Source organism: Olsenella massiliensis (assembly GCF_001457795.1).
Taxonomy (GTDB): Bacteria; Actinomycetota; Coriobacteriia; order Coriobacteriales; family Atopobiaceae; genus Olsenella_F; species Olsenella_F massiliensis.
Map to the genome: position 1 here is coordinate 365,916 of NZ_LN898211.1, position 25,864 is coordinate 391,779.

Sequence of the window (25,864 nt, forward strand, 5' to 3'; positions counted from 1 at the left end):
TGTCCCTTCGTCTAGATGTCGAGGAAGCGGGCGTCCTTGGCGTGACGCTCGATGTAGTCTCGGCGATACTCAACCTGCGTGCCCATGAGGCGTGAGACTGACAGGGCGGCCTTCTGACCGTCCTCGATGGTGATCCTCTGCAGGATGCGGGTCTTGGGGTCCATCGTCGTGTCGGCCAGCTGCTGGGGGTCCATCTCGCCCAGGCCCTTGTAGCGCTGCACGCTGTACTTTCGCTTCTTGCCCTCGGCGTCGAGGGGAACGTGCTTGTCGATGGCGCGGGCCAGGAGCGTCTCCTCGGAAGTCTTGCTGGCCGGGTAGACATAGTGGACGCGCTTGCCAACCTTGACCCCAAAGATGGGGGGGCAGGCCGAATAGACGTATCCCGCGTCGATGAGGGGACGCATGTACTTGTAGAAGAACGTCATGAGCAGGATGCGAATGTGCGCGCCGTCGACGTCGGCGTCGGTCATGATGATGATCTTGTGATAGCGAGCCTTGGTGATGTCAAAGTCGCCGCCGTCGCCGGTGTTGTTGGTCACGCCCGTGCCGATGGCCGTGATGAGCGACTGTATGGACTCGGACGAGAAGGCGCGATGGTCGCCCACGCGCTCGACGTTGAGGATCTTGCCGCGCAGGGGCAGGATGGCCTGGATGTCGCGGCGGCGGCCGTCCTTTGCCGAGCCGCCTGCGGAGTCGCCCTCCACGATGAACAGCTCGGTCATGGAAGGGTCTCGCACCGAGCAGTCGGCGAGCTTGCCCGGCAGCGCGGCGCTCTCCAGCAGTCCCTTGCGGCGCGTCGCCTGGCGGGCCTTCTGGGCGGCAAGACGCCCCCGGGCCGCTGAGGAGGCCTTCTTGAAGATCTCCTTCGCCTGGTTGGGATGCTCCTCAAGATAGTCGGAGAGCCCTTGCGACACGACCCTGTTGGTGAGCGAGCGCATGTAGGAGCTTCCGAGCTTTGACTTGGTCTGGCCCTCGAACTGCGGGTCGGGAAGCTTGACCGAGATGACGGCCGTGAGGCCCTCGCGCACGTCATCTCCCGTCAGGTTCGGGTCCTTGTCCTTGAGGAGCTTCTTTGAGCGGGCGTAGTCGTTGATCGTCTTAGTGAGCGCCGTCCTGAAGCCCTCCAGGTGCATGCCGCCCTCTTCGGTGTAGATGTCGTTGGCAAAGGACATGACCGTCTCGGAGTAGCCCGCGTTCCACTGAAGGGCCACCTCGACGTCACCCTTCCTGTGAACGGGCTCGCCAGGGTCGGAGCTTCCCTCGATGTAGACGATGGAGCGCTGGCAGTTGGGCAGGATGGTCTTCTCGGCGTTGAGGAACTTGACGAAGTCGATGATGCCGCCGGAATAGCAGAACTCATCCACGCGCGGCGTCAGCTCGCGCTCATCCGTGAGGACGATCTTGAGGTTCTTGTTGAGGAAGGCCGTCTCCTGCAGGCGGTCGTGCAGCGTGTCGTAGCTGAAGGAGGTCGTCTCGAAGATGGTCTCGTCGGGCCAGAAGGTCACGGTGGTTCCCGTTGCCTTTGAGCTGCCGATCTTCTTCATCTTGCTCGTGACCTTGCCACGCGAGAACTCCATCTGATAGATGCCGCCGTCGCGCTTGACGGTGGCGACGAGCCTGCTGGAGAGCGCGTTGACGACGGAGATGCCCACGCCGTGCAGGCCGCCCGAGACCTTGTACGCGGCGTTGTCAAACTTGCCGCCGGCGTGCAAGATTGTGAGGACGACCTCGAGCGTGGGAATCTTCTTCTGGGGGTGCTTCTCGACGGGGATGCCGCGCCCGTTGTCCTCGACGGACACCGAGCCGTCCGGGTGGACGGTCACGGCGATCTTGGTGCAGAATCCCGCCATGGCCTCGTCGACGGAGTTATCGACGATCTCCCACACCAGATGATGGAGGCCCGCCGCGGAGGTCGTGCCGATGTACATGCCAGGCCGCTTGCGGACCGGCTCGAGGCCCTCGAGGACCTTAATCTCGCCGCCTCCGTAGTTGCTGTTGCTTGTTGCCACGAGCTTCCCTTCCTTGCAGGGGTACACGTTGAGAACACAGTCTTCTAATTTTAGGGTAGAACGCCCGTAAACCCAAGAAATACTTCGGAGCGACAATACTATCGGTAACGTGAGGGAGCAACATCGCCTCTCCGGCGTTGTGACGGCGATTTTGAGCCCGTTGCGTCAATCCTCGTGTCCCCCGGCGCGGGCGCGCACGGACGTCACGACGCGGGCGGAGGGGGCGTCCGGTCGCGGCGCAGGCTGTCCCTCATGGCCTGGGCCAGGCGCTCCCTCAGTCCCGGCGGCAGGTCGGCGCAGCGCCTACGGACGCGCTCCTCATCCTGCGGCGAGAGGGGCGCGGTCACGGCGGGCGAGGGGGCGCGGGATGGCGTGGGCGGGCGGCGGTTGCGCGCCAGCCTGAACTCAAGGCCCGAGAGCTCGAGGCCCGCCGCGGCGAGGCGGGCGAGGTAGATCTCTCGGTTGGTGTTCCAGTCCATCAGCCGCGCGTGGGAGTCAACGTAGACGCCCATCACCGGCGGCAGTGCGTCGTTTGGGGGCTTGCGCAGATAGACGCCGCAGGTGTGCGTACGCTCCACGTCGCCGTTGGCGTCGCGCCATGCGACGGCAGCGCGCTGGTTGGCGCTCAGGGAACGTCCCAGACCGCGAGACAGGAAGCGTCCCAGAAGGTGGTCAACTGACTCCGAGCCCCTCTCGCGCGGGTTGAGACCCCACACCGACCTCAGGGCGCCCGAGCTTGGAGGCTTCCACTCACTCACCTATGCTCACCACCCGCGCGGCCTCAAGGAGCGAGTCAGGAAAGTATCCCAGGTTCGTGGTGGTGATGACGGTCTGGACGCCCTCCTGCACAAAGCTCGTCATCGCGATGCGACGTCGCTCGTCAAGCTCGCTCATGACGTCATCAAGCAAGAGCAGAGGCGCACCGCCCGTGAGCTCGTGGCTGAGCGCCAGCTCGGCCATCTTCCACGCCAGCACGATGGTGCGCTGCTGGCCCTGCGAGGCAAAGGAGCGCGCGTCGCGGCCGTCAACCAGGAAGGTCACGTCGTCGCGCTGAGGTCCCACGAGCGTCTGCTGACGGCGTCGCTCCTGCTCGCGCAGCTCGCCCAGGCGCCTGAGGAAGATCTCGCGCAGCTCGTCTCGGGAGAGCGCGGTAGGGTCGACGTCGGCGCCCAGCGAGCACAGGTAGGAGCAGTCAAGGCGCTCTCCCTCCGCGAGCTGGGCGTGGATTCTCTTGATGTGCGCCGCCAGGCGCGTGAACATCCTCGCGCGTGCGGCCAGGAGGGTCGCGCCGCCCAGTGACAGGGACTCGTCCCAGGCCTCGAGCAGGGAGCTGTCCGGGTTGATATCCTTGAGCAGACGGTTGCGCTGCTCGACGGCATGGAGGTAGGAGCCCAGGACGCTCCCGTAGCCCTTGTTGACCTGTCTGCCGAAGGCGTCGAGCTCGTCTCGGCGCCATGAGGCCCCACGCTTGACGAGCGAGAGGTCGTCGGGCGTAAAGAGCACGCTCATCAGCGACGCGGGAAGGTCGGCGGCCACGCAGCGCTTGCCGTTGCGCTCAAAGAGGCGTCGCGCGCCCTCGACGCGGCAGGCCACGTCGATGACTCGTCCGTCGCCGGTGAGCGTCGCGACGGCGCGGGCGCCGGCCGCGCCCTCCAAGATGAGGTCCTGAGGTCGGGGGCGCCTGAAGGAACATCCAGCCGTCAGGAGCTGGAGCGCCTCTATGACGTTGGTCTTGCCCGCGGCATTATGGCCGTGCAGTATGGTCATGCCCCCCGCAAACGTCAGGGCCTCGTGGCGAAAGTTGCGCCAGTCGTCGAGCGTGAGGGTCCGCACGAGCAGTCCCATGGCTACATCCTGACGGGCATCAGCAGATAGAGGTAGTTGATCTGACCATACGACTTGAAGATGCCGGGCTGCATGGTGTTCTGGAGCTCGAGCGTCAGCTGGCTGTCTGTGGCCGCCGCGTTGACGCAGTCAAAGACGTAGTGATAGTTGAGGGCGATGGACATGCTCTCTCCCTCCGCGCGGACGGGGACCGTCTCCGTCGAGTCGCCCTGGTCAGGAGAGGATGCCGACAGCCTCATGACCTCGCCCTCGACGTCGATGTCAAAGCGCACAGACGAGTTGGCCTGGGCGATGACGGAGACCCTCCTGAGGGCCGCCGAGAGGGTCTCGACGTCAACGGTGACGGAGGTTCCGCAGCTCGACGGCAGCAGCTGCTTGTAGTTGGGAAACGTCCCTTCGATCCTTCGGGCTACGTAGGTCGTGGCACCAAACGAGAACACGACCTGGCTCTCGTTGGTGCCCATCATCATGCTGTCGGCGTCTGAGGCCAGCGAGAGCACGTCATGCAGGGTGGAGCCGGCGACGATGGCCGTGAAGGGCTCGTCCGCACCGGATGTCTCGGTGTTGGAGTCACACACGGCGAGACGATACGAGTCCGTGGCAACCATGCGAATCGTGTTCTCGTGGACGGAAAGGAGCACGCCCGAGAGGATGGGTCGCGAGGTGTCCTTTGAGGTCACTTTGTAGACCTTGTCGACCATGGCACCCACGAGCGCGCAGGGAAGCTCGATGGAACGCTCGAGGGTGTAGGAGGGAAACTCGGGAAAGTCCGCCGCGTCGAGCGTGTTGAGACGAAAGCGAGACTTCTCGCAGGCGATGACGACGATGTGGTCGCGGCTTTCGAAGCTGACCGCCGCGTCCGAGAGCGTCTTCACGATGGCCTGCAAGGTCTTGCCCGCGACGACCGTCTCTCCCTCCTCCTCGACGTTGGCGGCGACGCTGTGTCGTATCGAGATGGTGAGGTTGGTGGTCTGCAGCTCGATGGCCCCAGGTCTGGCGATGATGTGGATGCCTGACAGGATGGGGAGGGTCGAGTTTGACGCCATACCCTTCGTCACGACGGCGAGGGCCCTCTCCAAGGATGACTGGCTTACCGAGAACTTCATCGTGACCCCTTTCGACGCGGTCGCCCCGGGCGCAGGGCAAAGGTTGGTTGCTGCTACTAATACTGTCTTATATATAAGAGAACAGTACTAACAATATCGCGTGACGCTTTGTAGAGAACTGTGACGTCAGGCAGGTGGAAGGGCATGTTTCGCGCGACGGGACAGGGGGCGGAACTCTTCATCATCAACATCAGCGCCCCTCCTCCCATCGTCCTTCGACACCGAACGCCTGGTTTTCATAGCTCGTCGCAACGGTTTCAACGTAGGTTTCAACATCTCAACCCTTGTCGATGATGCTCTCTTTGAGCGTCTCAAGCTGGTCAAGGAAGAGCCGGTCCTCCTTCATGGCCTTGTCCACCCAGATGATGCTGTGCTTGACGGTGGCGTGCGAACGCCCGCCAAACTTCTTGCCGATGTCGGCGAGGGTGTTGTCCGTGAGCGCGCGCGTGAGCCAGATGCCCACGTGACGCGGCTCCATGAGCTCCTTGTTGCGCTTTGACCCCACGAGCTCTGAGTGGGAGACGTCGTAGTGCCCCTCGACGGCCTTCTGGATCTGCTCGATGGTCACGGCGCGCTGGCCGCTGGGCCATTTGGCGTTCGCCAGACGGATGACGTCCTCCCGCCCCAGGGCGGCGCCCTTCTGCTCGAGCCGGCCGGCGTTCATGATGCAGGTCTGGACGAAGCCCTCTATGACGCGGATGTTGGTGCCCGAGCGCTCGGCCATGAGCTGACGCATGTCCTCGCTGATGCTGCCGGTGAGGCCTCCCACGTGCTCGCGTGCGGCGTCCTGGCGCATGCGCTCGTAGAAGGCGTTTATGAGGTTGAGCTTGAGCTCGTAGTCGGGCACCTGGATGCTCACGGTGACACCGGAGTCCATGCGGCTGGTCTCGCGCTCGTCGAACTTGCTCTCCCCCATGCCCAGCTGCGACGGCGATCGGTCGGCGGCGAGCACGATCTGCTTGCCATGGGCAATGAGGGCGTTGAAGGTCTCGAAGAAGAAGCGGATCGTGCCTGCCGCCGTGCGCATGTTCTGCACGTCGTCGATGATGAGTATGTCGACGTTCTGGTAGTTGTTGGACAGGGCGCTGCGCGCCGAGGTCTCGCTGTTGTTCCAGGCGATGCGATAGTCCTCCACGAACTCCGCCGCCGTGCGATACACGCAGACGCGCGACGGGTCGTTGGTGACCACGTAGTTTTGGATGGCCCGCAGAAGATGCGTCTTTCCCAGGCCGCTCTTCCCATAGATGAACAGCGGGTTGTATCCCTTGTTCTCTCCGTTGGCGACCTGCTTTGCCGCCTCGAAGGCCAGCATGTTCTCCTCGCCCGCGACGAAGCGCTCAAAGGTGAGCTTTGAGTCGGCGAGGTCGCTGGCGGTGTCCGCGAGCGGGCTGGCGTTTGCCGCCGCGCCGTCAGCCGGCGAGTGTGCCTCGGCGGGCGCCTGCGCGCGGGCCTCGGAGGTGATGCGCCTCAGCTCGCTGCTGGAAAGATGCGAGCTGGTGTCAATCTCCATCGACTCGCTCGGTTGCGCAAGGAGCACCCTCAGCTTTACCGGCTGGAAGGCCGCCTCGTTAAGGCAGGCCTCTATGAGCTGCGTGCACTGACGAATCTTCCTCTGGGCAAAGCCCAGGTTGGTGGAGATGGACAGCGCCGAGCCGTCAAAGCTGATGACGTCGCAGCTCTTAAGCATGGCGAGAACCGAAGGTGCCAGGCTCTTGGTGCCCAGCATGACCAGCACGTCATGCCAGAGAAGCTTTGCGTCGTCCTGCGTCGAGTCCATGTGGTCCACCTGACGCCCATGCGGGGCTGCGAGATTGTAGAAAAGTGAGCGCTCGTGGCGCGCAGTTCCCTAGTATATGATGAAAACTCGCTCAGGTGAGGGAAAGTCGGCCTCATGCAGGATGAGCGTCGCCATCTGTCGCCGCGAGAAACGCCCTTCCCGCCGCGGAGAGGCGACGCTTCTGTTCGCCGCGCCGCTTGTTGACAAGCCCCAGGTCCTCCAATGACGAGAGCTCGCGCGACCAGGTGGGCTGAGAGCTCCCGTACGCCCTCATGAGGTCCGTGGGACCGACGCTCTCATGGTCGCGGAGAAACGAGAGGACGAGGTGGCCCCGCTCACTGATCTCAAGGGCGTGAGCTCCCGCCTCGTCGGCGGATGCGGCGCCAGGCACGGACGGCCACGGCGGCGCCGTGGGGTACGTCGCGGCGGGCAGGGGGGCTGATGGCGCCGATCCCCAGACCACCGAGCCCTGACTTTGGGTCGCGACGCCTGGCATGATGGACGGCATGGCGCCCGGCGTCGCCTGCGGCCATCCCGCCTGAGACTGCGCCTGATAGGAGGCGGCCGGGTGTGCGAGCGGCCATGAGACCGCCGTCCCAAACGGCGCGCTCGCCGCGGGTACGACCGTCGCCGCGGCCCCTGCGCCCATGAGACCTGACGGCTGGGCGGGCCACGACGCCGTGGAGGGCTGCCCCGCCGCCTGAGGGGCGCACCCTGCCGTCCTCGTATCCGCATGTGGCGCCCTCACGGCGGAGATGGTCACGACCGTGCCGGTGGAGATGTTGTCCTCGATGGTGAGGGCACCGCCCTTGTCCTGCATGTACTGCTGCACGTAGGGCAGCCCCGACCCGACGCCTCGGATGTAGCGGCGCATCTCCTCCGTGGCCGAGCTGGTGCCAAACTGCAACGCCCGGTCCTTCTCCTTGATGCCGGGGCCCTGGTCTGAAAAGCGCAGGGTGTTGCCGTCGTCCAGGATGCTGATGGTCGGCTGGCGGAAGAAGGAGTGAATGAAGTTCTCCACGATCTCGCGAATGACCATGAAGGGCACCGTGCTGCCCTGCTCCCTGGCGAGGCGGGACACCGTCGCCGTGATCTCGTCCAGATAGGGCCGGACGTCCTGGGGCTCTATGACGACGACGCGCGGCGCCGCGGAGACGTCGTCATAGACGGCGATGCGCGCGGGATACCTGACCACGAGCGTGTGCGTCTCGGATGGTGGGCCCTCGCCGGGATCGTCGTCTCCCACAAAGGGGAAGAAATCCCTGGCCATGGCCCCTCACCTCCCCTTTCGATATCCATTCGTCATTGTTGAAAACTTTCATCCAAAGTGCGATACGTGAATGGAATATTTCAACAATGGTGCAATGTTGTAGAAAACCACAGTTACAAAGCAGTCATGCAAGAAAAATAGTACCACGCCATAGATGAAAGAAGTGCGCGCCTGACGTAGGTCATTCATCATGCGTCAGCGCCCGCCGCGCACCATCATGGTCGTGGGGGTGATTGGCGGTTATTTTATGTGTGGTGTGCAGGGAATGTTTGACAGCGTCCAGGTATGACTCATACAATCTTAGGGCTTGCTCACATTAGTTTTTTGGTATCCCAGGAGGGTTTGCAATGAAGCGTACGTATCAGCCCAACAAGCGGAAGCGTGCCAAGACGCATGGCTTCCGTGCTCGCATGGCCACCAAGGGCGGTCGTGCCGTACTCGCCCGTCGCCGCGCCAAGGGGCGCAAGGAGCTGACCGTCTAAGCTCGTCATGAAGACCATCAAGTCCAAGCGCGATTTTGAGAGGGTCTACGCGACGGGACGACGAGTCAATCACAGGCTTGTGCGTATGACAGCTCTTGTGGGTGATGAAGGCGACTTTGGAAGGGTCGCCTTTGTTGCACCTAGACGCCTGGGAAACGCCGTCCTCAGGAACAGATGCAAGAGACTGCTCAGGGAGGCCGCTCGCCAATGTGGGCTTCCGCGCCGGGGGTGCGACCTCATCCTGTTTGCGACGCGTCAGACGCACATAAGCGACCCGACCGAACTTGCGCGGGCCCTTGAGGTCGTACTTGGCAAAGCGGGAATCAGGTGAGCGCGCCATGTGCCGCATAGATGCGGGGAAGCTGATCGTTCGCGCCATCCGCTGGTATCAACGGGTGATCTCCCCCCTCTTCAGGGGTCACTGCATCTATGTGCCCACCTGCTCCCAGTACGCGGTCGAGGCCATCTCGACCTATGGCACCGCACGGGGGAGCCTCCTTGCGGTGAGAAGAGTCCTTAGATGCAATCCCTTGCACAGGGGCGGGTTCGACCCCGTACCCTAGCTGCCTTACCTGGAGGAACCATGTGGGAATGGATATGTAATCTTCTGACCAGCATCCTTGCTGCGATTCAGGGCGTCTGTGGTGACTGGGGCCTTGCCATCATCATCCTGACCCTCTTCATCCGTCTGCTCATCACGCCGCTTATGACGCGTTCGACGGCCTCGTCCGCGCGCATGCAGGCGCTCCAGCCCAAGATCAAGGAGATTCAGGAGCGCTACGCCGACGACCCTCAGCGCATGAACGAGGAGATGCAGAAGTTCTACTCGGAGCATAAGTTCAACCCGCTTGGCGGATGTTTGCCCGTGCTGCTCCAGGCTCCCATCTTCTTTGCCCTCTTTACCGTCGCCCGCCAGGTGGGCGGCGATGCTCATTTTTACAACATCATTCCCTCGCTCTCGCAGTCCGCGTCGGGGGCCATGGCAGAGCTGGGATTTGCGGGCGGCTGGGTGTATGCGGCCCTCGTTGCGGCGTTTGGCGTCCTGACGCTCATCCCCATGGTCATGAACATGAAGAACATGCAGGAGGAGCAGCGCTCGCAGTCGCTCATCATGGGCGCCGTCATGTCCGTCATGATGCTCTGGGTCGGATGGGGCCTGCCCGCCGCCGTCATCCTGTACTATGACACCTCCGCCGTCTGGCAGGTCATTCAGCAGATAGTCGTCACGCAGCGCGTCATGGACAAGGTCAAGGCCGAGACGGAGGCAAAGTTGGCCAACCAGCCCGTCCAGCTTGACGTCGTCCGCAAGGAGCGCAAGCCCCGGCCCAAGAAGACGAAGTAAATATTCAGAAAGTTTTCAGTATAAGGGAGGTCAGCGTGGATTCGGATGAGATGAGTTCCTCCACCACCGGCGCTCTAGAAGAAGGTGCGACGGCTGCTGTAGTCTCTGACGTCTCGTCGCAGGACCGTTTTGCCGACATCAGGGAACGCTTTGAGTCCGGCAGCGATCTGAGTGATGCAGACGTTGACGCCATCGCGGACGTGGCCCTTACCTATGTCAGACAGCTCATGACGTTCTTTGGCGAGGAGCATGTCACGATAGACGAATATGATGGTGACGATGGTGAGCTGATTCTTGACGTGAGTGGTGACGATCTTGCCGTGTTCATCGGAAGGCATGGACGCACCCTTGATGCCCTCCAAATGCTCGTCACCTCATACATGAGCAACGTCATGCGCTTTCATTACCCCATCGTCATTGACATAGAGGGGTATAAGGCCCGCCGCCGGCAGAAGCTCGTCTCCCTTGCCACGCAGGCCGAGGCTCGCGCCATCAGGCAGCGCGGTGAGGTTCGTCTGGCGCCGATGAATGCCTACGAGCGGCGTATCGTGCATCTGACGCTCGCCAACAGCGAACGGGTCAGCACGCACTCAGAAGGCGTTGACCCGCAGAGGAAGGTCGTCGTGACCTTCGTGCGCTGACCGTTTGACGCATAGTTCGTAGCTGTTCGTCATGACAGCTTCTGCTGTCGTATAACATGCTGTCGTACACTATGGGGAGAGATATGATCTCTCCCCTTTTTCTGTCAATTGTTCTTGAATCAAGGAGTTCTGTCACATGGCCGTTTCAGATGCAATCGTAGCTGACATGGGACATTCGGATTCAGCGCATAGTCTTCCCGACGCTGACAAGATTGAGGTCTTGATGTCCTATGCGTCTTCATACGGTCTCTCTCTCACTCCCGAGCAAGCCAAACTCCTCATCCAACATATCCTGCTTGTCATTGAAAAAAACAAGCAGCTCAATCTCACGAGAATTACCAGCATGGAATCAGCATTGGTTCTGCACGCGCTTGACTCACTTCTTGTCGTCAACATATATGATGCATCCCGCGTCCTAACGTGTTGCTCCGCTGAGCAGGAGCGCTTTCTTGACATTGGAACAGGGGCAGGATTTCCTGGCATTCCTTTTGGCATCGTCACAGGCATGAACGGCCTTCTTCTTGACTCCGTCAACAAGAAGGTCATGGCTGTCAGAGAGTTCATTGGTGAGCTTGGTTTGACATCACAGCTCACAACAAGCTCGCTCAGGGCTGAGGCTCTCGCAAAAACGGAAGGGCAGTCCTTTTCTCTCGTCATGGCACGCGCTGTCGCAAGTATGAATGTGCTCGTCGAGTATGCGTCGCCTCTCTTACAACAGCATGGTCTTCTGATTTGCTCGAAGGCCCGCATTTCTGATGATGAGGTACAACACGCTCTCCATACGGCTCGCCTGTGCGGCATGAAGCTTGTTTCACGTGAAACATTCGATCTTCCTCACGACCTTGGGCATCGTGAGCTTTTTACGTTTGAGAAATCATCATACCCTCGTCTTCACCTTCCACGAGCTATTGGAATGGCAAAAAATAAACCTCTTTAAACGTATGTGTCATGACGAGAGTCAAAAAAATAGGCGAAGTAAGAGCTACTATGTCATACAGGTAGCAAGGTACATTCTATCAACGTATCCAAGGCTCGTATCATACGTCAATGAGAGTAAATGGCGCTGGTAAGCTTCTATGATGGAACCATGGGAGGATATGTGGAGTACAAGGACATAAAGCGTGCCTTTCCCGATAAAGAGACACGCATTATCGCCATCATCAATCAAAAAGGTGGTGTGGGAAAGTCAACGACGGCCGTCAATCTTGCGTCAGCCTTAGGAGAAAACAAGAAGAAGGTTCTCCTCATTGATTTTGATCCTCAAGGAAACAGCTCAAGCGGTTTTGGCATCCAGAAGGACGAACTACCACATGACATCTATGATGCCCTGCTTAAGGACGTGCCTGTTGAGGAAATGGTGCTTCCAACCATAGAAAAATCCGTCTTTGTGGTTCCGGCGACCATCCAGCTCGCTGGAGCAGAAATTGAGCTTGTCGCTCATGTTTCACGTGAAACAATACTCAAGGAGATTCTTGAGCCCATAGCCAAGGAGTTTGACTATGTCTTCATAGACTGTCCTCCGTCTCTGGGATTATTGACAATGAACGCACTTGTGGCGGCAGATTCAATCCTAATTCCCATCCAATGTGAGTTCTATGCGCTGGAGGGATTGAGCAAGCTTCTTGAGACCATGAAGATGGTAAAAAAACGCCTTAATCCCAATCTTGACGTATTTGGCGTCGTTATGACGATGTTTGACGCGCGCACAACGCTTTCGCGAGAAGTGGTCAACGAGGTACGAAAGTACTTTGGAACGAAGGTGTTCAAGTCAATCATCCCACGCAGCGTAAAGCTGTCAGAGGCGCCGTCGCATGGGTTGCCGATTAACCATTATTCGCGTGTGAACAAGGGCGCCTTGGCCTATCAACGGCTTGCTCGAGAGGTGGTGCGTCGTGGCTAGAAAAAGTGGATTGGGAAAGGGCCTTGAATCGCTTATGGGCGTGGCCGACGCTGAGGTAGGTGCCATAACGGCAGACTCGACGATTCCCATCGAACAGATCATGCCAAACAAGGATCAGCCGCGCAAGGAGTTTGATGAGGACAAGCTTCATGAGCTTGCTGACTCCATACAAAAGAATGGCGTCCTCCAGCCTATCCTCGTACGAAAAAAGGGTCAACGATACGAGATTGTTGCTGGCGAGCGAAGATATCAGGCGGCGAGGCTGGCTGGTCTCACGGAACTTCCTGCCGTCGTACGCGATATCTCCGACGACGAAGTGTTTCAGCTTGCCCTCATTGAAAATCTTCAACGAGCAGACCTCAATCCCATTGAAGAGGCACAAGGGTATGCCAGGCTGCTCAAGGAGAACGGCTTTACGCAGGAGCAGCTTGGCCAAGTCCTATCAAAGTCACGGTCAGCAATAGCGAACACGCTGCGCCTGCTTGACCTGCCCCGAGAAGTGCAGGAGATGATGGCGTCAGGAAAGATAACAGCCGGCCATGCTCGTGCCATCCTATCCGTGGCGGGTGAAAATCAACGGCTGCTCCTTGCCCAAAAGGTTATTGATGACAATTTGACAGTACGTCAGACAGAACATCTCGCTCCATTGATATCTGTCAATACGGAGACGTCACACCATCGTGAGCCGACGCCCCAGGCATTCAAGCGGGCGGCGCGCCAGCTGCGCATCAGTCTTGGCACAGGCGTACGCGTCAAACGCGTGAGAAACAGGAACAAGATTGAGATCGAGTTTGCTGACGAGGAAGAGCTTGCCCGTTTGACGGAGCTCATCGTTGCCGCGCAGTCGGGAAGTGAGTAGCATGAGACAAAGGCACAGGCTTGTTGGAATTGTGGTTGCGGTTGCGGCCGTCTACGGCGCCTCGCGGATTCTGCTGACGCCCGAGGCACGCAGGCATGTGACGGACGCAGGCAAAGACATGCTCAACCTTGCGCGCACCTGCCTTGACCAGAGCCTGTCAGTGGCAGCTCCGAGCGTTGACGTACAAGAGCTCGAACGACGTCGCAAGGACATAGAGAGGCAGTGGGAGCAGCTCATCCAGGCGTAAGAGGAGTGACGTTTCAAATATAAGAACATATGTTCTATAATCACGGGGCGCCGCTACGGCTAGGGGCGTCCCGTTACGCTAGCGAATGGACCTGCGTCCCACGTTCTGCCTGAGCTGCCCGCAGGCAGCATCGATGTCGGCGCCGCGAGAGTTGCGCACGGTGGCCACGACGCCGACGGAGGAGAGGCGCCTCACAAACTCCTGGGCCCGTGCGTCCGAGGAAGGCTGAAACCTGGATCCCTTGACGTCATTGAGCTTGATCAGGTTGACGTGGGCAAGGTTGTCGCGACAGAAGTCGCACAGCGCGCCCAGCTCATCGTCCGTGTCGTTGACGCCCTTGATCAGAGCATATTCGTACGTGGGGCGACGTCCGGTCTTGTCGACGTAGTCGCCCATGGCGTCATACAGATGTATGAGCGAGAACTTCTTAACGCCCGGCATGAGGGCGTCACGGGTTCGCTGCACGGCGGAGTGAAGCGAGACCGCGAGCGAGAACTGCTCGGGCTCGTTTGCGAAGCGCATGATCATGGGAATGATGCCGCAGGTTGACACCGTAAGATGACGCGCCCCGATGCCCGCGCCGTCGGGGGAGTTGAGCTTGCGCAGGGCGCCAACGGATGCGTCGTAATTTGCGAAGGGCTCCCCCTGTCCCATGAGCACGACGCTCGTCACGCGCCGGCCAAAGTCGTCACGTACATGCATGACCTGCTCATATATCTCGGCCATGGAAAGTGACCGCGTAAGCCCGGAGGCTCCCGTGGCGCAGAAGGCACACCCCATGCCGCAGCCGGCCTGCGTGGAGGCGCAGACGGCGAGCCTGTCGCGCGAGGGCATGCCCACGCACTCCACGGTGACGCCGTCGGCAAGGCGCAGCAGGTACTTTCTGCTTCCGTCCGCGGACGCCTGCCGCACGACCTCCGTAGGGACGTCCAGGTACAGGCGCTCCTCAAGCTGTGCGCGCAACGTCTTGGGAAGGTTGGTCATCTCGTCAAAGGAGGAGGCGTTCTTGGCCCAGACCCACTCCTCGATCTGCCGCGCCCTGAAGGCGGGCTGCCCCAGCTGCCTCAAAAGCTCCCTCAGTCCCGCGTCGTCCAGGTCGCGCAGGTCCTGCCTGCGCACGGCCGCCTCGTCCGTCAGAGAGGAGGTCGGGCGGTCTCGAGTGATGTCGCTCGTGTCATTCTGCATGATTCGCAGGTCCCATTCTGTGTATGTCTCCCAAGGTGGAGTATCCTCGACTGAGCCACCGGGACCATCCCGGCGGCAGACGCCTCGCGCGTGTGATTCTACGCTAGCATGCTGCGCCAAAAGGAGAGCCCTCAATGGAGAAGACCGAGCTAACACACTATAAGGTCATAGTCCTCGGCGGCGGCTGGTCTGACGAGAGGGACATCTCGATGGCCTCGGCCCGCGCCTGTAGGGACGCCCTTGAGCAGGCAGGCTTTGGCACGGTTGACCTTGTCGACGTGGCCGACGCGTCGTTCATCGACACGATCGCCCACGGCGGCTACGACGTGGCCTTCGTCGCCATGCACGGGAGGTACGGCGAGGACGGTAGCATCCAGGGACTTCTGGAGATCCTGCACCTGCCGTACACCTTCTCGGGGGTGCTGGCGTCGGCCCTCTCGACCGAGAAGGAGAAGGCCAAGGACGTCTGTCGCGCGGCGGGCATCCCCGTGCCCCGGGGCAGGGTCGTCGAGGCGGGCTGCTCCGTCACGGCCGATCAGGCCGCCGCGCTCGTGGAGGAGCTACGCCTTCCGCTCTTCGTGAAGCCCGCCGCAAATGGCTCTAGCTTTGGCGTGTCGCGCGTGACCGCGACCGACCGGCTTCCGGAGGCGGTGCGCGCGGCGGGGGCGCAGGGGGGGCGCGTCCTTGTCGAGGAGTGCGTCGAGGGGACGGAAATAACCGTGCCCGTCATCGGCAACGACGAGCCCACGGCCCTTCCCGTCATCGAGATCGCGTTTGACTCCGCGTTTTACGACTGCACGGTGAAGTATGAACCCGCCGAGCTACACCACATCATACCCGCCCGCCTGCCGAGGGACGTCTATGAGCGGGCGCAGGGGTTTGCCGTGAGGGCGCACGTAGCCCTGGGCTGCCGGGGCGCCTCTCGCACCGACTTCATCGTCCGGGCCGACGGCACGCCCGTGATGCTCGAGACCAACTCCATTCCGGGCATGACCGAGCAGAGCCTCTTTCCCGACGCCGCGCGCCGCGCGGGAATCGAGTTTCCGGAGCTGTGCCGGCGCCTGGTCATGTGGGCCCTTGAGGACGCGGCCTCCGGCCGCGAGATCGCCTGATGGGCCCTGACAAGCGGCGCGAGGAGGGCGATGCGGGGCAGGGGGCCCTTGCGCGCCTGATGACGCCCGGGTGTCCCGAGGGGACGCTCCGGCGCTACGCGAGCCTTGCCGCCGTCGCCCGCACGCGCGACTTTGGCCCGCTCGAGGACGGCGTGGTGGCGCTTGACACCGAGACCACGGGCCTCTCGTTTAAGAGCTGCGAGCTCATCGAGATCGCGGCCGCGCGCATTCAGGGCAAGGAGGTCGTGGAGCGCTTTGAGACCTTCGTTGACCCCGGGCGGCCCATTCCGAGCGAGATAAGCGCCCTCACTCACATTCGCGACATAGACGTGGCCGGCGCGCCGACGAGCGAGGAGGCCGTCGCTCGTCTGGCGGACTTCGTCGGCGGCATGCCCGTCCTCGCGCACAACGCGGCCTTCGACCGCACCTTCGTCGAGAAGGTGCGAGGCGGGCGGCAGGTGAGCGACTACTGGGTCGACACGCTCTCGCTCTCGCGCATCGCCCTGCCGCTGCTGACGTCCCATCGCCTCTCCGACATGGCGGCTGCCTTTGGCTGCGACTCGGTGACGCACCGCGCCATGGACGATGTCGACGCGTTGTGCGGCATGTGGCCCGTCATCCTCGCCGGCCTCCTTGAGCTGCCGCAGGGCCTCGTGGCCAAGCTGGCCGCCATGCACGGAGACGTCGCCTGGCAGTTTCGCCCCATCCTCTCCCATATAGCGAGCATGAACGATCCCGCGCCCTTCTCGCTGAAGGCGGCGCGCGCCGCCCTGCGCCGCCCTGCCGACGATGCGCCCAGGGTTGACGCGGCGGAGCTCATGGACCTGCGAGCGCCCGACGCCGGCGACATCAGGCGCGCGTTTGGCCCCGACGGCCTGGCGGCGGCGCTCTACGACAGCTTCGAGGAGCGTCCCGAGCAGCTCGCCATGGCTCTGGAGGTGCGCGACGCCCTTGAGGAAGGCTCCCATCGCGCCATCGAGGCGGGAACCGGCGTGGGCAAGTCGTTGGCATATCTGCTCCCCGAGATACTCTTTGCCCAGGGGAACGACGTGAGCGTGGGCGTGGCGACCAAGACGAACGCCTTGGCCGACCAGCTCGTCACCAGGGAGCTTCCCGCGCTTTCGCGCGTCCTTCCACGGGGCGTGAGCTTTACGAGCCTCAAGGGCTACGAGCACTACCTCTGCCTGAGCCGTCTTGACGCCGCGTCGCTCGTGGAGCTGCCGTCGCCTCCGGAGGGCGGGACGTCAAAGAACACGGCCCGCTCCGAGATGCTCACGGCCATGGCCGTGAGCTACGCCTTTGCCTGCCAGGCGCAGGACGGCGACCTTGACGCCCTGGGCATCCGCTGGCGGCACGTGCCCCGCACGATGCTCACCACGACGCCGCAGGAATGCCTGCGCGCGGCATGCCCCTACTTTCCCAACGAGTGCCTCGTTCACGGAGCCCGCCGCCGCGCCGCGCAGAGCGACGTCGTGGTGACCAACCACGCGCTGCTGCTGAGGGACATCGACATGGAGGGGCGCATCCTGCCCCCCATCCGCCACTGGGTCATCGACGAGGCCCACGGCCTCGAGGCTGAGGCGCGCCGTCAATGGGCCCGCGAGGTGTCGGGCCGCGTCGCGCAGGAGGGCTTCGAGCGCCTGGGCGACACCAAGGGCGGGACGATCAGGTCGCTGCTCGACCGCCTGGTTGCCGTTTCCGGCTCGACGCTCCAGGTGCGCCTCCTCACGAAGCTCTCCGCTACCTCCGCGGCCGCCGCGCAGGCCATGGGGACGCTCGTCGACGCCATCCACGAGCTGGGCGGGCTGGGAAGGACGGGCGGCTATGACACCATGGAGCTCTGGATTGACGAGACCGTCCGCGCGACGCAGGAGTGGCGGCTTGTCGCGGAGGCTCTGACCTGCGCCAAGGAGCGTATGGACGAGCTGGACAAGGACCTTCGACACGGTGCGGACGCGCTGGCGGAGCTTGACGCGGGATTTGCCGCCGACCTTCGCGCCGCGGCCGCCTTCGTGCCCGACCTGTCCGCGTCGCTGGGGCTCATGGCGCGCGGCGACGACAAGAGCTTCGTGTACTCGGCCGAGCTGTCCTGCCGTCGGCGCGACCGCAGGGGCGACGCCCTTATGGCCCGCAAGATCGACGTGGGGGCCGACCTGGGGGAGCGCTGGCTGTCTCAGGAGTGCAGCGTGGTGTTCACGTCGGCGACCATGACGGTGAGCGGCAGCTTTGACCACTTTGACCATGCGGTGGGTCTTGACGTCGAGGGGGCGGGGCGCCATGCGGGGCTGAGCCTGGGCTCGTCCTATGACTTTGAGCGCAACATGTCCGTCGTCATCGCCCAAGACATGCCCGTCCCCGGCGACGCCGCCTACCTGCCTGCCCTTGAGGAGCTTCTGTTTGACGTGCATCGTGCCATGGGAGGCTCCACGCTCACGCTCTTCACCAATCGCCGTGACATGGAGCGGCTGCACGAGTCCTTGCGCCCGCGTCTGGCCAAGGAGGGGCTTGAGCTGCTGTGTCAGGAGCGTGGTTCCTCGCCGCGCCGCCTGAGGGAGCGCTTTCTTGCCGACGAGGGCTGCTCGCTCATGGCGCTCAAGTCGTTCTGGGAGGGGTTTGACGCCGCCGGCGACACGCTGCGCTGCGTGGTGATTCCCAAGCTGCCCTTTGCGAGTCCCCATGACCCTCTGGTTCGGGAACGTGAGCTGAGGGAGGATCGCGCCTGGTGGCGCCACTCGCTGCCCGAGGCGGTCCTCTCGACGAAGCAGGCGGCCGGCCGCCTCATCCGCACGAAGAGCGACGTTGGCGTCCTGGTGCTGGCAGACTCGCGCCTGGTGTCAAAGCGCTACGGCAGCCAGTTCGTCAGGTCGCTTCCCAACCCGAACGCCATCCGGATCGAGAGGGCGCACATGGCCCGCTACCTGGAGACCTGGCGCCGCTCGCGCGAGGGTTAGGAAATCGGGGCCTGGCGACTCCCGAGCCTGTGTGCCCGGGCGTCCTCCGATCGAGAATCAGGGGCGCCCCTCTGGCGCGAACGCCCCTCCGTCCTGGTTCGGCAGGGCCCCGAGCAGGGCGGCGGCATGGTCCTGGACCTCGCGCCGCAGCGCCTCGTCGCGCACGATGACGCCCGCCCCGCAGGAGCACAGCCGCCGCACGAGCCAGCTGCCGCCAAAGTAGGGGACGGTTGCCTCGACGACTCCCGCGCCCGTCGAGCACACGCGCAGGCCGGGCCAGGGGGCCTCGTCAAGGAGGGCAGGCTCGCGAAAGACCAGGCGCACCTCCCTGCCGTCTCCCTTGCGCGGCTCCAGGGGCGGCGTCTCGTCTCCCTCCGCAAGCGCGAGCTCGCCCATCCGGTCGATGCGGAAGCTGCGTCGGGCGTCGCGGGCGCAGTCGGCCGCGTCAAGATACCAGTGGCCTCCCTCGCTGCGCACCTCCAGCGGCCAAACGACGCGCCTCTGGGGCCTCTCGTCGAGCCGTCCCTGGTATGAGAAGGCCAGGCGCCTTTCGGCCACAAGCGCGAGCGAGCAGCGCAGCAGCCCTGTCACGTCGGACGTTCCGGCGATGGACCCCAGCGTGCGCAGCACCTCGCCCCCGCGCACCGCAAGGTCTCCCGCCGAGCTGCGCAGCTTGACGACGAGGGGGTCGTCCTGGCTCATGCCCAGCCGTGTCAGCGCTGCCAGCACCGCCTCCGTCTCGCCGCGGCTCAGGCGTAGCGCGCGCCCCCTGATGCCATGGCCAAAGGAGAAGAGGGTGACGGCGTCAGGCTCGTCTCCCTCGACGACGAGCGGCAGCGGGGTGCCTCCCTCGTCCTCAAGCTGGAGGAGGAGGGTCATGAGATGACGGGCGTGCTCGCGGTCGCAGCCCAGCCGTCCCGAGATGCCCGCAACGTCTATGGCGTCGCCTTCGTGCGCGAGGGCCCCCAGGAGCAGGGCGAGCTCGCGCGCCTCGTCGGTCCCGCCCCGTCGTCCCCTGGCGGCGCTCATGCGAGGGCCTCCCGCAGCACGGCGCGGTAGGCCTCCAGCAGCGACGGCGGATCAAGGGGGGTCATGCCGGCCCCGATGAGCCAGCGCGCCGCGCCCCTGAGATCCGCCACGTCGACGAGCCACACCTCCCCCTCCTCGCGTCGGCCGTCCCGTCGTCCCGCCCCGGCCTCAAGCTGGCCGCGGGCGTCCTGGTCGCAGGACGGGGGGACGACGACGCGCGCCTGGGCGCGACGAGGCCCCATCTGGAAGGGAAGCTTGCAGAAGGCGTTGACGACGAAGTCGGCGGGAATCTCATAGGCGCCCGCATCGCCGCCCGCCCGCAGCTCAAGGAAGCGGTCGGCGCGAAAGGTCCGCGCCCGCTCGCGCCACGGCGCGCCCGCGGCCAGCTCGGCGCTGTCCTGCGCCACGACATAGATGCAGCCGTGCAGTCCAAAGGCACCGAGAAGCGCGAGCGAGCGGCGGCTCGTCTCTCCTCGGGCGTCCTGGTAGAGCGCCTCAACGGGGCGTCGCTCCGACAGCGCTCGGAGGAGCCCCGCCGTCAGGCCCCCGTCATCCCTCGCCGTCCTTCGCCGCACGGCGCCCCCCATGTATCGGCGGTCCACCTTCTCGAGCGCCCGCGCAAGCTCATGGCGCAGGGCAAACTCGGGGTCATCCAGGAGGGGCTGGCAGACGAGGTCAACGAGCAGGGCCTCCTCGTCGGATAGCCCCTGCTCGCCGGCAAAGCTCTCGTCGGGGTCCGCCCTCCATCCCGCCTGCCCTCCGCCGAGCGAAACGGGGCGAAGCACCAGGCCCAACGCCCCAAGACGTCGTCGGTCGCGTTTGAAGGCGGTGTCGAAGCTGTCCTTGACCAGGCTCCCGTAGTAGCGCCGATGCAGCTCCGAGCCGGCAAGGGGCCCTCTGGCGTTGGAGAACGCGACAATGAGGCTCGCGAGGCGCCGGGCCTGCTCGTCATCCTTCGTCATGCACCCGCCGCCCTCCTGGCGCGTCTCGCTCATGCGACCTCCCTTGCCCACGCCGCGCCTCGCCTTCCGTCGCCCGAGCGCGGGCCCCGGCGGGCTCCCGTTGCCCGTTTGGAGCGCGCCGCGTCGGCGAACGTGCACCTTTAGACGTATACTCTATCGTTGAATCGATAGTCGAGACAGCCTTCGGCAAGGGGAACACAGCATGGCTTCCACGCGCGACTACACAGACTACCTCAACGACCGCGTTGACATCGCCCCGGCCAACAGCCAGGAGGAGCTGGATGCGGCACAGCTCATCCACGCGATCATGGACGAGCACGGCCTTGACGCCACCATCCAGGAGTTTGACGCGCCCGCCCAGGGTGACCTGGCACACGACCTGACCTACCTGCTCCTCGTCGTCGGCATGGTCATGTCCGGCATCCTCGGCACGCCCGCCGGCGTCATCGGCCGGCTGCTCGTGCTTCTGTGCACGGGCGTCCTTGCCGCGCGCTTTGGCGGCTATGACCTGCTGGGCGGCCTGGGTCCCAAGGCCCGCAGCCAAAACGTCATCGGCGTCCATCGCGCCGAGGGTCCGCTGGTGGTCAAGGGCAACCGTCCCATCGTCGTGGTGGCCCACTACGACACGCCCAACGAGGGGCTGCTCCACAAGCCCCAGACCGCCGGGTTCCTTCCCGTCATCCGCCGCTCGTCTCTCTGGATCGTCGCCGGCATCGCCCTGTGCGCCTTCGTCCAGCTGCTCGGCTTCATCCCCGACGCCGCGCGGCACCTCTTCTGGATCGTGGGCATGCTCGCCGGCGTTCCCCTCCTGGCCGTCGCCGCCGCAGGGGTGTACGAGAGGTTCGCCCCCTGCACGGCCGGCGCCAACGACAACAAGTCCTCCGTCGCGGCGCTCCTTGGCGTCCTTGACCTCGTCCGCCCTGCGGACGACGCGGCCAAGCGCTGGGCGGCGTCGCACCCGCGCACCGCGCCCGCCAAACAGGACGGAACCGCTCCCGCACCGGCGACCCACGACGGCGAGGACGCCGCGCCTGCGGCGCCCGACGGGCCCTATGGGCGGGACGCCGACGAGGATGCCGCCGGGGGCGTCGCTGCCGTCTCCGCCCGTCTGGGCGGGCTGGCCGCCTCGCTTCGCACGGGCGCCCTCGACCTCGTCGGGCGCGCGCGCGGCGCCGTCCTGCATGACGAGGGCGCTCCCGACGGTCGGGACGTTCAGGACGATGCGTCGGACGCCCCCACGGTCGTGGCGACGACGCGCACGGCAACGCCGGCCTCGTCGGAGTGGGGCTCGGTCGAGCTGGCCCAGCCGACGCTCCGGCTGGACGGCGAGGCGCCCCATGCCGACGAGAACGACGCGGAGAGCCCTCAAGAGGGCGCGCCTGAGGATTTGATCGAGCAGGCCCACGATGTGCAGGCCGCAGATGACGACCTGCGGCCAGGCCGGGAGCAGGCCGCATCCGCCGCGGCACCCGCGCCCGCGACGTCGTCTCAGGCCCGCATGCGTACCGCAAACGAAAAGCCGCTGGATGCGACCGGGCGGGCGGGGGCTGTCTCTTATACACATCTAGAGGTGTATAAGAGCCAGGCGCCGGAGACCGTCGCGACCGAGGAGGCCTTCCACGGCGTCGTCCGTCGCGGTGCGGGGTTCGTCGAGAGCCTCCAGATTCTCCCGTCCGACTGCGAGATCGTGTATGAGCGCCCGCCGCGCCCCAAGATCGACCTCTCGCGCCTGCCGGAAGTTCCTGCGATGCCGGAGTTTCGCGTGGAGGACTTCTACCTTCCGCCGACCGAGGGCCAACAGGAGGGCCCGGAGGTCGATGACGAGACGGGGACCGGCTACATCCCACCCTTCATCAACCCGCACCGTCGCAGCGTGACGTCCTCCGTCACCGCCGATGTCGCCGCATCCGCCGACGACCAGGCTACCGCTCGCTACGCCCCGCACGTCGATGACGCCTACAGGGCCGACGACGGCTCGTGTGCTGGGGCGTCGTACCCTCCCACGACCCAGGATCTGCTTGACCGGGTTCCCATCCCGGAGTATCAGGTGGTCGGCGTCGACGACGCCGGGCACGACGGTCAGGCGCCCGCCCGTCGCGGCGAGACCCTAGACGACTTTAACGCCACCGAGGGCGTCGAAGCCACGGCGGAGCCGTCGTCCGACGTCCCTAACGACAATGACGCCCCTGCTTCCGCGTCCGACGGTGACGTTCGCTCGGAGGACTCCTACGACGACGAGCGGCCCTATGACGCCTATTACGATGACGACCTCGACGACTATGACGTCGAGCCTGCCGGGATCCTCGACAAGATTCGTTTTGCGCTCGCTGACATAGGGGGGCGCCTCTCAAAGCGAGACAAGATGTCGGGAAACACCGAGACCTTCATGCCGTTGCCCGACACGTCGCGCACGGCCGAGGTGGCAAGGCCGGCGCCGGCCGCCGCGACGGACGAGGCGCATCCGACCCAGACCGGCGGCGTGGAGCCCGCCGGCCGCGCCGCCGCCGATTCCACCTTGCCTCAGGAGCAGGGCGACGCCGACAGCACGGCGCAGGCAGAGCCTCCGACAAAGGAGTCAGGCGCCACCGTCACGCCCGACTCCAGCGAGGAAGACGCCTCGCCATCCTCGCTGGTCAAAGGCAACTTTGATACCGGGGATGACACCCGCAGCCTCGTCGAGGGCGACATGGCGGGACTCGACCTTGCCGAGGAGGAGCCTCAGCCCGAGGAGCGTCCCGCCCCGCGTCCCATCGACGACCCGCAATGGGGCACGCCCGACTATGCCCCCGCCTCGCCCGTCGCTCAGCGCGCCGCCCTCTTTGACCTGCCGGATCCGTCGGTCATGCCCAAGGACCCCTTTGCCCCGGACGACCTGGCCCCTGTCGACATCCAGGACGCGCAGTCTCCGTCGGATGACGGCGCGGCGCAGGCGCGTGGCCAGCGCCAGCCCATCGGTCTCGTGCGCCCCCAGCATACCGAGCCCGCAGCGGCCCCGGCGTCCTCGAAGCGACCTCGGTCAGAGCGCTTTGGGAGCTTTGGGCGCCTTGGCAGGAAGAGGCGCGAGGAGAAGGAGCAACCGGACTCCATGAGCGAGTGGTTGGGCGTTGACGAGGACTACGACGCAAAGAAGAACGGCCGCGCCATCGGGTCCTGGGACAAGTTCAAGGACGAGGAAGGCGGCAACGGACGACGCCGCCCGTGGAAGGGCGGTGCCACCGAGCGCTTTGACCTGCGGGACGAGGAGGCGCCGCAGGCGGGGGAGGCGTCACCCGACGTCAATTCGCCCGACGCGGGGGAGCGCCCCTCGGAGGAGGACCTGCGCGAGTCGATTCTGGGCATGAGCGACGACGAGCTTCTCTCACACGACATCTGGTTCGTCGCGCTTGGCGCCTCGACCCTGCGCCACGCCGGCATGCGGGAGTTCCTGGCGGACTACCGAAAGTCCATACGCGGCGCGTTCGTCATCAACCTCGACTCCGTGGGTGCCGGCGACCTTACGCTTCTGACCAAGGAGGGTGTCAGCTCGGCGCACAGGGCGGACCGCCGCCTGGCAAAGCTTCTCGCCGCCGTCGCCAAGGACCTGCACATCCCGCTGGGCAGGATGCGCTTTGACTGGACCGACACGGACGCGACGCCCGCCATGGAAGCCTCCCTGCGCGCGGCGACCATCATGGGCGTGTCGTCGCAGGGCGTGCCCGCGCTCTCGCGCACGGCGGACGACGTGGCAGAGAACGTGAACGACCGGCAGGTCGGTCAGGTCACGGAACTGGTGGCGGAGCTCATCCGTCGTTCGTAGCCAGCACAACAAGCTGTCGGGCCGGGGTCGCCTCAAGGCGGCCCCGGCCCTTTTGCGTAGGGTCCGTTCTGCGGCAAGGCAAAGATTGGCGCCGCGGTTTTTGTCCGTCGGTCCTGTTAGCTGTAGTGGCTCCCTCTTGCACCACATATAATCAAATCAATGGTACTTGAGTGCTTGACGGCAGAGGAGAGGAGGCTGCGAGATGGCGATGTTGAATCCCGAGGTGCTTGAATGGGCCGTTCGCCGCAGCGGCCTTTCCGGCGAGCAGGTCGTCAAGGCTTTCCCCAAGTACCGTGCGTGGCTCGACGGCTCCTGGAAGCCGACCGTCAAACAGCTGCGCGACTTCGCGAGCAAGACCCATGTGAGCGTAAGTGAGCTCTTTGGCAGCGAGTTGCCCGATTATGCGCTACAGATCGCAGACTTCCGCACAGTGAATGACACGCCGTCCCAAGACCCGAGCCCCGAGCTCTTCGACACAATCGACGCCATGATGGGCAGACAGGACTGGCTGCGGGACTATTTCCTGCATGAGGGATACGATCCCGTCGGATTTGTGGGCTCTTACCGATGGGCCGACCGCAGCGATGAGACGGGGGAGAGGATCGTCAGCGACCTGCGCGGGCTTCTGAAGCTCAATGAGGGCTGGGCCGCCTCCTGCAAGACGGTTGCGGAGGCGCTCAGGATGCTTAAAGACCGCGTGGAGACGGCGAACATCTCTGTGGTCATCAATGGTGTGGTGAACGACAACACGCATCGCGCACTGGATGTGGACGAGTTCAGAGGCTTTGTGTTGGCGGACGACATGGCCCCGATTATTTTTATCAATGGGCGCGACGCCAAGAGCGCGCAGGTCTTCACGCTCGTGCACGAGCTATGCCACCTGGCCTTTGCCCAGACGGGCGTGAGTAACGCGCCCGACGACGAGGATAGCGACGTCACCTTGGAGCGGTTCTGCAACGCCGTTGCCGCCGACTTCCTTGTGCCGACGAGCATCCTGGCGAGCAGGTTCGATGGCGGTGCCACGGACGCCTATCCTGCGCTTAAGGCCATCGCCCATACGTGCAAGGTCAACTTTGTCGTTGTCGCGCGGAAAGCCAAGGACATGGGGCTCATCGACGAGGACACCTTCTTCGCTGCCTGGCGGAGCTACAAGGATGACGTGCCCGAGGCCGCCAAGCCTGACAAGGTCGGAGGCAACTACTTCCTCAGCAAGCAGTACAAGCTCGGATCTGTGTTCTCCGAGGCCGTGCTCAACGCCGTGAACTCCGACTATCTGAGCTATCGTGACGCCTACGACCTGACCGGCCTGAGCGCACCAAGCTTCAAGACCTACTTCGAAAAGGTGGCGTGA

22 protein-coding genes are annotated in these 25,864 nt (G+C 64.1%); 13 read left to right on the forward strand and 9 right to left on the reverse strand.

What is annotated here, in order from left to right; genetic code table 11:
* Positions 1-11: 11 nt before the first annotated feature.
* The 6 genes from gyrB to BN3001_RS08470 all read right to left on the reverse strand — a co-directional run bounded on the left by gyrB (position 12) and on the right by BN3001_RS08470 (position 8,007).
* Entirely contained in the window at positions 12-2,009 is a 1,998-nt protein-coding gene (gene gyrB / locus BN3001_RS05670) for a DNA topoisomerase (ATP-hydrolyzing) subunit B (protein WP_058270815.1), read from the reverse strand.
* Between the two features lie 203 nt (positions 2,010-2,212).
* Positions 2,213-2,767 (reverse strand): hypothetical protein, encoded by a 555-nt coding sequence (locus BN3001_RS05675; protein WP_235815055.1) that lies wholly within the window; start codon positions 2,765-2,767, stop codon positions 2,213-2,215.
* The gene (gene recF / locus BN3001_RS05680) at positions 2,760-3,854 is read right to left on the reverse strand and encodes a DNA replication/repair protein RecF (protein ID WP_058270817.1); all 1,095 of its coding nucleotides are present in this window, start codon (positions 3,852-3,854) and stop codon (positions 2,760-2,762) included. Before recF ends, BN3001_RS05675 begins: the two co-directional genes overlap by 8 nt.
* A 2-nt stretch (positions 3,855-3,856) precedes the next feature.
* Positions 3,857-4,960, reverse strand: a complete 1,104-nt coding sequence (gene dnaN / locus BN3001_RS05685; protein ID WP_058270818.1) for a DNA polymerase III subunit beta — start codon at positions 4,958-4,960, stop codon at positions 3,857-3,859.
* Positions 4,961-5,237: 277 nt separating this feature from the next.
* Positions 5,238-6,737, reverse strand: a complete 1,500-nt coding sequence (locus BN3001_RS05690) for a DnaA ATPase domain-containing protein (RefSeq protein ID WP_058270819.1) — start codon at positions 6,735-6,737, stop codon at positions 5,238-5,240.
* Between the two features lie 112 nt (positions 6,738-6,849).
* Positions 6,850-8,007: an ATP-binding protein gene (locus tag BN3001_RS08470; RefSeq protein WP_058270820.1), complete on the reverse strand. Its 1,158-nt coding sequence runs from the start codon at positions 8,005-8,007 to the stop codon at positions 6,850-6,852.
* A 347-nt stretch (positions 8,008-8,354) separates the two neighbouring features.
* Between BN3001_RS08470 and rpmH the strand changes: the two genes are divergently transcribed.
* The 9 genes from rpmH (at position 8,355) to BN3001_RS05735 (ending at position 13,478) form a co-directional block, all read left to right on the forward strand.
* Positions 8,355-8,489, forward strand: a complete 135-nt coding sequence (gene rpmH / locus BN3001_RS05700; protein ID WP_058270821.1) for a 50S ribosomal protein L34 — start codon at positions 8,355-8,357, stop codon at positions 8,487-8,489.
* A gap of 7 nt (positions 8,490-8,496) precedes the next feature.
* On the forward strand, positions 8,497-8,820 hold the full coding sequence (rnpA, locus tag BN3001_RS05705; RefSeq protein WP_058270822.1) for a ribonuclease P protein component: 324 nt from the start codon (positions 8,497-8,499) through the stop codon (positions 8,818-8,820).
* A gap of 7 nt (positions 8,821-8,827) precedes the next feature.
* Positions 8,828-9,052: a membrane protein insertion efficiency factor YidD gene (gene yidD, locus BN3001_RS08200; protein WP_082630019.1), complete on the forward strand. Its 225-nt coding sequence runs from the start codon at positions 8,828-8,830 to the stop codon at positions 9,050-9,052.
* 20 nt (positions 9,053-9,072) lie between these two features.
* Positions 9,073-9,831 (forward strand): YidC/Oxa1 family membrane protein insertase, encoded by a 759-nt coding sequence (locus tag BN3001_RS05710; RefSeq protein ID WP_058270823.1) that lies wholly within the window; start codon positions 9,073-9,075, stop codon positions 9,829-9,831.
* A gap of 35 nt (positions 9,832-9,866) precedes the next feature.
* On the forward strand, positions 9,867-10,472 hold the full coding sequence (locus BN3001_RS05715) for a Jag family protein (protein WP_235815056.1): 606 nt from the start codon (positions 9,867-9,869) through the stop codon (positions 10,470-10,472).
* Between the two features lie 136 nt (positions 10,473-10,608).
* Complete coding sequence (rsmG, locus tag BN3001_RS05720) at positions 10,609-11,409, forward strand: 16S rRNA (guanine(527)-N(7))-methyltransferase RsmG (protein WP_235815057.1); 801 nt, start codon at positions 10,609-10,611, stop codon at positions 11,407-11,409.
* A gap of 162 nt (positions 11,410-11,571) precedes the next feature.
* Positions 11,572-12,372 carry a ParA family protein gene (locus tag BN3001_RS05725; RefSeq protein ID WP_328585292.1) on the forward strand — a complete coding sequence of 267 codons (801 nt, stop codon included), beginning with the start codon at positions 11,572-11,574 and terminating at the stop codon, positions 12,370-12,372.
* Positions 12,365-13,231: a DUF7119 family protein gene (locus tag BN3001_RS05730; protein WP_148362954.1), complete on the forward strand. Its 867-nt coding sequence runs from the start codon at positions 12,365-12,367 to the stop codon at positions 13,229-13,231. The genes BN3001_RS05725 and BN3001_RS05730 overlap by 8 nt, the downstream gene beginning before the upstream one ends.
* A 1-nt stretch (position 13,232) precedes the next feature.
* Entirely contained in the window at positions 13,233-13,478 is a 246-nt protein-coding gene (locus tag BN3001_RS05735; RefSeq protein WP_148362955.1) for a hypothetical protein, read from the forward strand.
* A 78-nt stretch (positions 13,479-13,556) separates the two neighbouring features.
* On the opposite strand, the gene rlmN is transcribed toward BN3001_RS05735, so the two are convergent.
* Complete coding sequence (gene rlmN / locus BN3001_RS05740) at positions 13,557-14,663, reverse strand: dual-specificity RNA methyltransferase RlmN (protein ID WP_082630020.1); 1,107 nt, start codon at positions 14,661-14,663, stop codon at positions 13,557-13,559.
* Positions 14,664-14,797: 134 nt separating this feature from the next.
* Between rlmN and BN3001_RS05745 the strand changes: the two genes are divergently transcribed.
* Together BN3001_RS05745 and BN3001_RS05750 are read left to right on the forward strand one after the other, a co-directional pair.
* The gene (locus BN3001_RS05745) at positions 14,798-15,775 is read left to right on the forward strand and encodes a D-alanine--D-alanine ligase family protein (protein WP_058270826.1); all 978 of its coding nucleotides are present in this window, start codon (positions 14,798-14,800) and stop codon (positions 15,773-15,775) included.
* A complete protein-coding gene (locus BN3001_RS05750) occupies positions 15,775-18,726 on the forward strand; it encodes a helicase C-terminal domain-containing protein (RefSeq protein WP_058270827.1) in 2,952 nt (983 codons plus the stop codon). The genes BN3001_RS05745 and BN3001_RS05750 overlap by 1 nt, the downstream gene beginning before the upstream one ends.
* Before the next feature lie 57 nt (positions 18,727-18,783).
* Here BN3001_RS05750 and BN3001_RS05755 read toward each other — a convergent pair whose 3' ends face one another.
* Together BN3001_RS05755 and BN3001_RS05760 are read right to left on the reverse strand one after the other, a co-directional pair.
* Positions 18,784-19,755 carry a WYL domain-containing protein gene (locus BN3001_RS05755; RefSeq protein WP_058270828.1) on the reverse strand — a complete coding sequence of 324 codons (972 nt, stop codon included), beginning with the start codon at positions 19,753-19,755 and terminating at the stop codon, positions 18,784-18,786.
* The gene (locus tag BN3001_RS05760) at positions 19,752-20,750 is read right to left on the reverse strand and encodes a helix-turn-helix transcriptional regulator (protein ID WP_058270829.1); all 999 of its coding nucleotides are present in this window, start codon (positions 20,748-20,750) and stop codon (positions 19,752-19,754) included. The genes BN3001_RS05755 and BN3001_RS05760 overlap by 4 nt, the downstream gene beginning before the upstream one ends.
* 169 nt (positions 20,751-20,919) lie before the next feature.
* Between BN3001_RS05760 and BN3001_RS05765 the strand changes: the two genes are divergently transcribed.
* Positions 20,920-24,513 carry a M28 family peptidase gene (locus BN3001_RS05765; protein ID WP_058270830.1) on the forward strand — a complete coding sequence of 1,198 codons (3,594 nt, stop codon included), beginning with the start codon at positions 20,920-20,922 and terminating at the stop codon, positions 24,511-24,513.
* A gap of 202 nt (positions 24,514-24,715) precedes the next feature.
* Entirely contained in the window at positions 24,716-25,864 is a 1,149-nt protein-coding gene (locus BN3001_RS05770) for an ImmA/IrrE family metallo-endopeptidase (RefSeq protein WP_058270831.1), read from the forward strand.

Bases quoted from the DNA above. Each gene is read 5' to 3' on its own strand.
- BN3001_RS05750 (WP_058270827.1), top strand. From the start codon at position 15,775: ATGGGCCCTGACAAGCGGCGCGAGGAGGGCGATGCGGGGCAGGGGGCC.
- BN3001_RS05765 (WP_058270830.1), top strand. From the start codon at position 20,920: ATGGCTTCCACGCGCGACTACACAGACTACCTCAACGACCGCGTTGAC.
- BN3001_RS05760 (WP_058270829.1), bottom strand. From the start codon at position 20,750: ATGAGCGAGACGCGCCAGGAGGGCGGCGGGTGCATGACGAAGGATGAC.
- BN3001_RS05755 (WP_058270828.1), bottom strand. From the start codon at position 19,755: ATGAGCGCCGCCAGGGGACGACGGGGCGGGACCGACGAGGCGCGCGAG.
- BN3001_RS05770 (WP_058270831.1), top strand. From the start codon at position 24,716: ATGGCGATGTTGAATCCCGAGGTGCTTGAATGGGCCGTTCGCCGCAGC.
- recF (WP_058270817.1), bottom strand. From the start codon at position 3,854: ATGGGACTGCTCGTGCGGACCCTCACGCTCGACGACTGGCGCAACTTT.
- BN3001_RS05690 (WP_058270819.1), bottom strand. From the start codon at position 6,737: ATGGACTCGACGCAGGACGACGCAAAGCTTCTCTGGCATGACGTGCTG.
- BN3001_RS05735 (WP_148362955.1), top strand. From the start codon at position 13,233: ATGAGACAAAGGCACAGGCTTGTTGGAATTGTGGTTGCGGTTGCGGCC.
- rpmH (WP_058270821.1), top strand. From the start codon at position 8,355: ATGAAGCGTACGTATCAGCCCAACAAGCGGAAGCGTGCCAAGACGCAT.
- dnaN (WP_058270818.1), bottom strand. From the start codon at position 4,960: ATGAAGTTCTCGGTAAGCCAGTCATCCTTGGAGAGGGCCCTCGCCGTC.
- yidD (WP_082630019.1), top strand. From the start codon at position 8,828: ATGTGCCGCATAGATGCGGGGAAGCTGATCGTTCGCGCCATCCGCTGG.
- BN3001_RS05745 (WP_058270826.1), top strand. From the start codon at position 14,798: ATGGAGAAGACCGAGCTAACACACTATAAGGTCATAGTCCTCGGCGGC.
- rsmG (WP_235815057.1), top strand. From the start codon at position 10,609: ATGGCCGTTTCAGATGCAATCGTAGCTGACATGGGACATTCGGATTCA.
- BN3001_RS08470 (WP_058270820.1), bottom strand. From the start codon at position 8,007: ATGGCCAGGGATTTCTTCCCCTTTGTGGGAGACGACGATCCCGGCGAG.
- rnpA (WP_058270822.1), top strand. From the start codon at position 8,497: ATGAAGACCATCAAGTCCAAGCGCGATTTTGAGAGGGTCTACGCGACG.
- rlmN (WP_082630020.1), bottom strand. From the start codon at position 14,663: ATGCAGAATGACACGAGCGACATCACTCGAGACCGCCCGACCTCCTCT.
- BN3001_RS05710 (WP_058270823.1), top strand. From the start codon at position 9,073: ATGTGGGAATGGATATGTAATCTTCTGACCAGCATCCTTGCTGCGATT.